Genomic DNA, 9,653 nt, shown 5'->3' on the forward strand with positions numbered 1-9,653 from the left:
ACTCTCTAAGCTGAGATCCAGGACACACAACTTGTGTTTCGCTCACCGGAACGGCGTGAGGGCAGCTGCCTCACACGATCCCTTGGAGAAGGAAAACCCGATGTTGGAACTCCACACCAGCGAACAGGCGGCGCCGCCCCTGCCCGCGGCGTGGCTTTACGTGCCGGCCAACCGCCCGGCCCTCTGGGCCAAGGCCCTCTCCTCTGCGGCAGGCGCACTGGTGATCGACCTCGAGGACGCTGTCCCCGCCCCGGAAAAGCCGCAGGCCAGAGCGAATCTCCGCCAGTGGCTCCTTGAGCGGGCTCAAGGACAGCCCGCCGAAGACGACCCGTCCATCTGGGTGCGCATCGACCCGACCTATCTGACCGCGGACCTCAAGACCGTCATGGATGGCACCGCCCCCCTATGCGACGGGGTAATGCTCGCCAAGACCGGTCTAGACACGATGGCTCAGCTAGAGGAACTCACCTGCGGCGCCCTGCCCGTCGTTTGCCTGATCGAGTCCGCCGCCGCCCTCCGAGACCTGGACGAGATCGCCCGGTTCGCCTCAATCGCCACCTTCGGCATCGGCGAGGTGGACCTCCTGGCAGATCTCCGCATCAGCCGCACCGCGACCACGACCGCGGCGATCGACGCTGTGCGACTGCGCATCGTGGCCTCCGCGGCCGCGGGCGGTCTCGCCGCACCGATCGCGCCGACATCCACCGACTTCAAGGACCTCGATACCTTCGCCACGACCACGGAGAAGATGCGAAACCTCGGCTTTCGCTCGCGCACGGCCATTCATCCGAAGCAGTGCCCCGTGATCAACGCGGTGTTCACCCCAGACGAGGAGCAGATCACCGCCGCACGCCGGATCGTGGAGCTATCCGACGCGGCGGCCGGCGGCGTCACCCTCGACGACTCCGGCCGCCTCATCGACGCTGCGGTCGTCCGCGAGTCGCGAGAGATCCTCCAGCGGGCGGGCACCGCCGACCCGCAGCACTCCCCCGACACCCCGAAGAGGAGCTACTGATGCTGCCCCTTGCAGATCTGAAGGTGATCGACGCCTCGTCCATCCTGGCTGGCCCGCTGTGCTGCCAAATCCTGGGCGATTACGGCGCTGAGGTCGTGAAGATCGAACACCCCGTCAAGGGCGACAGCATGCGCGGCCACGGCCACAGCAAGGACGGCGTGCCGCTGTGGTGGAAGGAGGTCTCGCGGAACAAGCGGACCCTGGCCCTGAACCTTGGCCAGCCCGAGGGCGCGGAGGTCTTCAAGCGCCTCGTTCAGGACGCGGACGTCGTCGTTGAGAACTTCCGCCCCGGCACCTTCGAGCGCTGGGGCATCGGCCCGGACGTGCTGCATGAGATTAACCCCGGACTCGTCATAATCCGAATGACCGGTTTCGGGCAGACCGGCCCCTACTCGAGCCGCGCCGGGTTCGGGACCCTGGCGGAGGTCATGTCCGGGTTCGCCCACCTCACAGGTCCGGAGGACGGCCCGCCCACTCTCCCCGCGTTCGGCCTCGCCGACTCGATCGCCGGCATCGCGGCCTCCTCCGCAGCCCTGACAGCCCTACGCCACCGGGACCGCACCGGAGAGGGCCAGGTCGTCGACATGTCGATCCTCGAGCCGATCATGACCGCCGTCGGCCCCGCCCCGACCGTGTATCAGCAGAAGGGCATCATCGGACAGCGCCACGGCAACCGCTCCACCTCGAACGCCCCGCGCAACACCTACCTGACGAAGGACAGCAAATGGGTGGCCATCTCCACCAGCGCTCAGTCCATCGCTGAGCGCGTGATGCGCCTGGTGGGCCACCCCGAGGTCATCGACGAACCCTGGTTCGCGAGCGGCCACGGCCGTGTGGAGCACGTGGACGAACTAGACGCCTACGTGGGCGACTGGATCGCCCAGCGCGACCGAGACGAGGTGCTGCGCCTGTTCACCGAGGCTGGCGCCGCGATTGCAGCGGTATACGACGCGAAGGACCTCGTCGAAGACGAACACGTGCGTGCGACCGAGATGCTGGTGGAAGTCGATGACGAGGACCTCGGCCCAGTGCTGCAACACAACGTGATGTGGCGGATGAGCAGATCGCCCGGAAGCATCCGGTTCACCGGCCGCGGCCTCGGCGAGGACACGGATGCCGTCCTCGGCGAGCTCGGCTACACGGACGAAGACATCACCATCCTGAAAGAAGACGGGATCATCAAATGACCAACCCCTTGCTCGAGGCCGTCGCCGGCGGTCTCCACACCGTGGACCTCGGCCGGCAGTTGCGCGTCGGCATGCCACAGTCCCCGAACCACCCACAGTTCTGGCACACCCTGCCGCGGCGGCACGGTGACATGGAGCGTGCCGACGGAGGCAGCGCCGCCAACGACATGATCACCACCGGCACCCACGTAGGCACCCACATCGACGCCCTGGCGCATGTCAGCCAGGATGGCAAGCTCTACGGCGGTGCCGACGCCGGCGCCTCTTGCCTTGGCGGCAAATACGTGGAGCACGGCGTGCACACGATCGAGCCGATGCTGCGCCGGGGCCTCCTCCTCGACATCCCGAGCTACAAGGGGCTACCCGATCTAGAGGGCGGCTACGAGATCACCATCGAGGACCTAAAGGGCTGCATCGAGGCCCAGAGCGTCGAGGTCCGCCCCGGTGATGTCGTACTGATCCGCTCCGGCTGGGGCAAGAAGTTCGACGAGGGTGCAGCTTACGTGGGCGGTCCGACCGGTGTGCCCGGCATCAGCGAGGCCGGCGCCCAGTACCTTGCCTCCCTGGACGTCCACGCCCTCGGCGCGGATACCATCGCCTTCGAGATGCTGCCGGCCGGAGGCGGCCACGCCCAACTGCCGGCGCACCGCGTGTTGCTGGTCGAGTCCGGCATCTATATCATCGAGGCCCTGGACCTCGAGGGGCTGGCCGAGCAAGCCATCCATGAGTTCTTCTTCGTGCTGGTGCCACTGAACATTTTCGGCGCCACAGGCTCCCCGGTCCGCCCTCTGGCGGTGGTGCCGGCATGAGCGACAACACCGTGAACGAGACCCCGTTCGCCGTTCAGATCGGCGCCTGGGCAGAGTCGGTCCGTTTCGAGGACCTGAGCCCGGAGCTGGTCGAGAACATCCGGGCCCGCGTGCTGGACATCTTGGGCATCGCCGCTGCGGCGGCACCGCTCGACACCAGCCGGGCCGCACGCCGGTTCGCCGCCGCACAGGGCGGTGTCGCCCAAGCCAGCGCAGTGGGTGTCGCCGAGCCGCTGCCTGCAGCCCAGGCCGCCTTTGTGAACGGCGTGCTCGCCCACTCGCTGGACTACGACGACACCCACCTGCCCTCTGTACTTCACCCGTCGGCGAGTGTCATTCCAGCGATCCTCGCCGCGGCCCAGGCGAAGGGGGCCAGCGGCCAGGACGTCATCCGCGGCATCGCCATCGGCCTCGAGATCGCCGTCCGCCTGGGCATGGCCGGTTACGACACAGAGTCGCAGAACTCCGTTTTCTTCGAGCACGGCCAGCACGCCACCTCCATCTGCGGCGCCATGGGCTCCGCAGCTGGTATCGCGGCCCTGGACGGCACGGCAGAGAGCGTGACCCACGCCCTCGGCATTACCGCTTCGATGGCCGCCGGCATCATCGAGGCGAATCGCACCGGCGGTACGGTCAAGCGCATCCATTGCGGCTGGGCGGCTCATTCTGCCGTGACCGCGGTTGAGCTCGTGAAGCACGGGCTTACCGGACCGCCGACTGTGCTGGAGGGCCGGTTCGGTTTCTTCCAGGCATGGCTGCACGGGAAGTTTGCGCCGCAAGAAATCACGAACGGGCTCGGAGAGCGCTGGTCTATCCAGGACATCTTCTTCAAGCCGTACCCTGCGAACCACTTCACTCACGCCGCCGTAGACGCGGCGGCCGCGATGCGCCGCGCCGGTATCACCCCTGACGACATCGAGTCACTGGTGCTGGGCGTCCCTGCCCCAAACCTACGGACCATCGGCGAGCCGATCCAGGTCAAGCGCACGCCGGAGACCGCCTACATGGCGCAGTTCTCCGGCCCATATGCGGTGGCGGCTGGCCTGCTCGGCGGCGGCGGCCTCGAGGTCGGACTCGACGACTACACCGACGAGCTCGCGCAGGATCCGGAGCGCCGGGCGATCATGGCGAAGGTCGACGTCGTTCCCGACGACGAGTGCACCGCTATTTTCCCGATGCAATTCCCCGCTGTGCTGACCGCGCATCTCAAGGATGGCCGCACACTTACCGAAAAGGTGCTCGCCAATCGCGGTGGCAACAAGAACCCGCTCAGCTTCGAAGAGCTGACGAAGAAGTTCCGGGACAACGCCCAACGAACGATGTCCCCGGACGCTATGGCCGCACTGGAGGACAGTTGCCGCACCCTGGGTACCGACGCCGATACCGGCGTCGGCACCCTCTTCGCCCACCTCACCTCCGTCGACCTCGACGCATAACCAGGATCAAGGAGATCAGGACCATGTCGAACTATGACCTGCTCATCAAGAACGTAAAGGTCGTCCGCCCCGGCCAGGAGGCCCCGGAGGACCTGGACGTCGCCGTCAAGGACGGCAAGTTCGCGGCGTTCGAGCCCGCGATCGACGCCTCCGAGGCGGACGAGGTCCTCGACGGCGGCGGAAAGCACCTGTTCCCGGGTGTAGTGGACGTCCACCAGCACTGGGGTATCTACAACCCGCTCGATGAAGACACGGCCACCGAGTCCAAGGCAAGTGCCCAGGGCGGCGTGACCTCGGGCATCACCTATGTCCGCACCGGCGCCTACTACCTGAACAAGACCGGCCCCTACAAGGAAATCTTCCCCGAGGTGCTGGCCGCCGCAGAGGGCAAGTCCTACATGGACTACGGCTTCCACGTGGCGCCGATCCTCAAGAGCCACATCGACGAGATCCCGGACCTGCTCGACATGGGCGTCCCCTCGTTCAAGATCTTCATGTTCTACGGGATCCACGGTCTGCACGGCCGCTCCAGCGACCAGTCAAAGTTCCTGATGATCCCGGAGGACGAGTCCTATGACTACGCCCATTTCGAGTTCATCATGCGCGGCATCGAGAAGGCCCGACAGGACCCGCGCTACGCGGACATCAAGGACCAGATCTCGCTGTCCCTGCACTGCGAGACTGCCGAGATCATGCGTGCATACACGAAGCTGGTCGAGGAAGAGGGCAAGCTGACCGGCCTGGAGGCCTACTCGGCGTCCCGTCCGCCGCATTCTGAGGGCCTGGCCATCACCATCGCCTCGTACCTGGCTCACGAAACGGAGCTGCCGAATATCAACCTCCTGCACCTGACCAGCCGCAAGGCGATCGAGGCGGCGATGCTGATGCAGAAGACGTTCCCGCACATCAATTTCCGCCGTGAGGTCACCGTGGGCCACCTGCTCGCCGACTGCCACTCCGCGAACCTGGGCGGCAAGGTGAACCCGCCGCTGCGTCCGCGCGAGGACGTCGAGGCCCTGTGGGAACACCTGCTGGCCGGCAACTTCTCGTGGGTCACCTCCGATCACGCCTGCTGTAAGGACGAGGCGAAGTTCGGCGAGCCGCGTGAGGACGTGTTCGTGGCGAAGTCGGGCTTCGGCGGCACCGAGTACCTGCTGCCCGGCATGATCTCCGAGGGACGCAAGCGCGGCCTGTCCTACAACCGCATCGCGGAGCTGGTGTCCAAGGCGCCGGCCGAGCGCTACGGCCTGAACGCCAAGGGCGATCTCGCCGTGGGCCTGGACGCCGACTTCTGCCTGGTCGACGACCAGGTGTCCTACGAGGTGCACGCCGAGGACTCCCTGTCCACGCAGGAGTACACCCCGTTCGAGGGCTTCGAGCTCACGGCCAAGGTCACCGACACCTTCCTGCGCGGCGGTGCGATCTACAGGGACGGCGAGGTGCTGGGCGAGCCCCGCGGCCAGTACCTCAACCGCACCGGCCTCTGACCGGTCCCGCGGCCCTTCGAGGCCGCACCGGCGTCGGCGACGGGAGCCCCGAGCGGGTTCCCGCCGCCGACGCACCGGCCCCGATCTTCCACGAAGGAGAAGCATGAAGTTCCTGGTCCTGGTGAAGCACGTCCCCTCGACGGACGAGCCGCGGCACCTGAGCGGCGAGACCGGGCTGCTGGACCGCGACTCGATCGACTTCGTCGCCGAGGAGCTCACCGAGCGCGCCCTCGAGGCCGCCGTCCAGGCGAAGGGTGAGGACGCCTCCGCTGAGATCGTCGTCCTCACCGTGGCCCCGGAGGCGGCGGAGAAAACGATGCGGCACATGCTGGCATTGGGCGCCGACCGCGCCGTGCACGTGTGCGACGAGTCGCTGGCGGGGTCCGACATGCTCCAGACCGCCCGGGTGATCGCGGCGGCCGTGGAGAAGGAGTCCCCGGACGTGGTGCTCGGAGGCACCTGGTCCACGGACGGCCGCGGCGGAATGGTGCCGGCGATGGTGGCGGAGCTGCTGGGCCTGCCCGTCTTGCCGGACCTGGACTCCCTGACCGTGGCAGACGGCACCGCATCGGGCACGTGCCGCACCGGCGAGCAGGACCTGACGTTGGAGGCACCGCTGCCCGTCGTCGTCTTCGTCACCGAGCGGGTGGCCGAGCCCCGCTTCCCGAACTTCAAGGGGATCATGGCGGCCAAGAAGAAGCCACTCGAGCGGCTGTCCACGGAAGACCTCGGACTCAAGGCGGGCCCCGCGCACGCTCCCGTCCGCTCCGTGATGGTCTCCGCGTCCGAGGCCCCCGCGAAGGAGGCCGGCACCGTGATCGTGGACGACGGCCAGGCCGCCGCGAAGATCGTCGAGTTCATCGAGGCCCGGCGTCACGCCTGAGCCAGACCCCGCCCCACCGGACTCGAGTCCGGGACCCTGCAGAGGAGACTTCCATGACCACCGTCCTCGTCCTCATCGAGACTGGCCCCGAGGGCACCGCCTCCCCCTCCGCTGCGGCACTGCTGGGCGCCGCGGACTCCGTCGGCGAGGCCGTCGCCGTGGCGGTGGCCCCTCCGGGCTCCGCCGAGGGGCTGCAGGCGGAGCTGGGCCGGCTGGGTGCGTCCCGGGTGCTGGTGGCGGAGGCCCCCGTCGAGGGTCGACCGCTCGGCTCCTGTGAGCTAGCGGCGCTCGTGGCGGGCATCGCGGCACACCGTCCGCTGGCCGTCGTCGTGGACCACTCCGTGGTGGGCCGGCTCGTCGCCGCCCGGCTGGCGGCGCGCACGGGGGCGTCCGTCTCGGTGGACGCGGTGGACCTGTCCTTCGAGGCCGGGGAGGTCATCGCCCACCACTCGGTGTTCGGCGGCACCTACGTGACCGAGTCGACCGTGGAAGGCGGGCTGATGATCGTGTCGCTGCGCTCCGGCGCGGTGGGTGCACGCGCGGAGGCGAAGGACGCCGAGCTGACCACCCACGACCTCGCAGGCGACGTGCCGGCAGGCGCGACCGTCACCGAGGCGCGCCAGGCGGCGACGGGCGGAGACCGCCCGGACCTGGCCTCCGCCTCCGTGGTGGTCTCCGGCGGCCGCGGCCTGGGTTCGAAGGAGAACTTCGCCCTGGTGGAACGCCTGGCGGATCAGCTCGGCGGCGCGGTGGGCGCCTCGCGCGCGGCGGTGGACGCCGGCTACGCCCCGCAGAACCTGCAGGTGGGCCAGACGGGGGTGGCGGTCTCCCCGGACCTGTACATCGCGCTCGGGATCTCCGGCGCGATCCAGCACCGGGCGGGCATGCAGACCGCGAAGACGATCATCGCGATCGACAAGGACGAGGAGGCTCCGATCTTCGAGATCGCAGACCTCGGCGTGGTCGGCGACCTGTTCAGCATCGTGCCCGCCGTGATCGAGCAGCTGGAGGAGCGCGGCTGACCGCGGCCTCGGCCGACTGAGCACCCCGCGCAACCGACGAGTCCTCCAAGGAGTCCCCATGAGCCCCTACGCAGCATCGGGCCCGGCCCGCCGCCGCATGTCCGGCCTGCCGCCATTGCCGACCGCGGAAGTGGACACGGGCAGGTTCTCCTCCCCCGCTCTCGCCCACCTGGGGGTGCGCGGCGAGGAGGCGTCCGGCGGTTCTGCGACGGAACCGAGCACTGTACCGGCGGGGACACCGACCCCGGCCGGCCCCACGGAGGGCGCGGACGTCCACCGGTGCTGGGCACCCGCAGAGGGACGACGACGGATGGCCGGCCTGCCTCCGCTGCCCACGGTGGAACGGCCCGGATCCGGGACCTCCGAGGGCGCCACCGCGCTGGACCCGGCGCCTGCCGCGGCAGCGTCGGCGAACGGCCGAGGCGCCGCGACGGGCTCGCCACTGAGCGCCGTTCACACCGCGTGGTCGGAGCAGCCGGAGCGGCGTCGCATGGGCGGGGCCTCCACCTGCGCGCTAACCGACGAGGCCTCGGCGGCCCGGGCTGTGGCCCTCGAGGCTCCTGCCCCCGAACCCGCCGCCGGATCCTTTGCCCCCGCGGCGGCGGCCGAGGAAGCGCCAGCCGCACCGGCCGCGACGGCATCGGAGACCGCGGCTGGCACCGGGCAGCGTCGCCTCGGAACGCCGGCTCCCGCCCCCTCGCGGGTCGAGAAGGACGCAACCGGGCCGTCGTCGTCCACCCGCGAAGGCTCTCCGGAGGACCGCGAGTCCCCCGCCCCGGGAGCAGGCGGCCGCTGGCGCAAGCCGCTGATGGCGGTGGGCGGCGTGGTGCTGCTGGGCCTGATCCTCGTCCTGGCGGCGCGCGGGCTGCGCAGCCTGGACGGCGTGCAGGAGTTCATCCGCACCTATGACGGGCATTCGACCCAGCCGGAGTCCGCCCCCGTGGGCATGCCGTGGTGGCTGGGCTGGCAGCACTTCTTCAACATGTTCCTCATGGTGCTCGTGGTGCGTACGGGCCTGCAGATCCGTCATGAGCAGCGGCCTCCCGGCTACTGGAAGCCGAAGCAGGGTTCGTTCTTCTCGCCGGGCTCGCACCCGCCGAAGAAGATCTCGCTCACGCAGTGGCTGCATCAGAGCCTGGACGTGCTGTGGGTGCTCAACGGCCTGGTGTTCTTCGTGCTCCTGTTCGCCACGGGGCACTGGATGCGGATCGTCCCCACGAGCTGGGACGTGTTCCCGAACATGCTCTCGGCGGGCCTGCAGTATCTTTCCCTGGACTGGCCTGCCGAGAACGGCTGGGTGCACTACAACGCCCTGCAGGTCACGGCGTACTTCCTGACCGTGTTCGTGGCCGCGCCGATCGCGGTGGCGACGGGTCTGCGGATGTCCACGTGGTGGCCGACGGGCAACGAGCGGCTGTCGAAGGCGTTCCCGGTGGAGACGGCGCGCGCGCTGCACATGCCGACCATGCTGTACTTCGTGCTGTTCACCGTGGTGCACGTGGCACTGGTGTTCCTGACGGGTGCCCTGACGAATCTCAACCACATGTACACGAGTCGGCCCGAGGCCGGCGACGCATGGGGCTTGCTCGTGTTCCTGGCGTCGCTCGCGGTGATCGCGGCCGGCTGGTTCCTCACGAAGCCGCTGTTCGTGCGCCCGGTGGCCGAGCGGCTGGGTCAGGTCACGAAGAACTGAACTAGACGGCCAACAACGACCCCATACAGCCCCATCAGTACACGTATTGCACGCCATCAGCAGGTTGCCAACTGCAACGACCGGAAGGGTGCAGTGCCTCCACTATTCAGAGGAATCGGGC

Annotated in this window: 8 protein-coding genes; all 8 read left to right on the plus strand. The window is 68.7% G+C overall.

Annotated elements, in window-relative coordinates; translation table 11 throughout:
• Positions 1-82: 82 nt before the first annotated feature.
• The gene (locus MLY01S_RS06755) at positions 83-1,015 is read left to right on the plus strand and encodes an HpcH/HpaI aldolase/citrate lyase family protein (protein WP_135103323.1); all 933 of its coding nucleotides are present in this window, start codon (positions 83-85) and stop codon (positions 1,013-1,015) included.
• On the plus strand, positions 1,015-2,202 hold the full coding sequence (locus MLY01S_RS06760) for a CaiB/BaiF CoA transferase family protein (RefSeq protein ID WP_067190538.1): 1,188 nt from the start codon (positions 1,015-1,017) through the stop codon (positions 2,200-2,202). The genes MLY01S_RS06755 and MLY01S_RS06760 overlap by 1 nt, the downstream gene beginning before the upstream one ends.
• A complete protein-coding gene (locus MLY01S_RS06765) occupies positions 2,199-3,011 on the plus strand; it encodes a cyclase family protein (RefSeq protein WP_067190540.1) in 813 nt (270 codons plus the stop codon). Before MLY01S_RS06760 ends, MLY01S_RS06765 begins: the two co-directional genes overlap by 4 nt.
• Positions 3,008-4,447 carry an MmgE/PrpD family protein gene (locus MLY01S_RS06770; protein WP_067190542.1) on the plus strand — a complete coding sequence of 480 codons (1,440 nt, stop codon included), beginning with the start codon at positions 3,008-3,010 and terminating at the stop codon, positions 4,445-4,447. Before MLY01S_RS06765 ends, MLY01S_RS06770 begins: the two co-directional genes overlap by 4 nt.
• A 23-nt stretch (positions 4,448-4,470) precedes the next feature.
• The gene (locus tag MLY01S_RS06775; protein WP_067190544.1) at positions 4,471-5,934 is read left to right on the plus strand and encodes a dihydroorotase; all 1,464 of its coding nucleotides are present in this window, start codon (positions 4,471-4,473) and stop codon (positions 5,932-5,934) included.
• 103 nt (positions 5,935-6,037) lie between these two features.
• Positions 6,038-6,817, plus strand: a complete 780-nt coding sequence (locus tag MLY01S_RS06780) for an electron transfer flavoprotein subunit beta/FixA family protein (RefSeq protein ID WP_067190546.1) — start codon at positions 6,038-6,040, stop codon at positions 6,815-6,817.
• A gap of 53 nt (positions 6,818-6,870) precedes the next feature.
• Entirely contained in the window at positions 6,871-7,839 is a 969-nt protein-coding gene (locus MLY01S_RS06785) for an electron transfer flavoprotein subunit alpha/FixB family protein (protein ID WP_067190548.1), read from the plus strand.
• A gap of 58 nt (positions 7,840-7,897) precedes the next feature.
• Entirely contained in the window at positions 7,898-9,532 is a 1,635-nt protein-coding gene (locus tag MLY01S_RS12090; RefSeq protein WP_245232155.1) for a cytochrome b/b6 domain-containing protein, read from the plus strand.
• Positions 9,533-9,653: the final 121 nt, after the last annotated feature.

Source organism: Micrococcus lylae NBRC 15355 (genome assembly GCF_001570885.1).
GTDB classification, from domain to species: domain Bacteria; phylum Actinomycetota; class Actinomycetes; order Actinomycetales; family Micrococcaceae; genus Micrococcus; species Micrococcus lylae.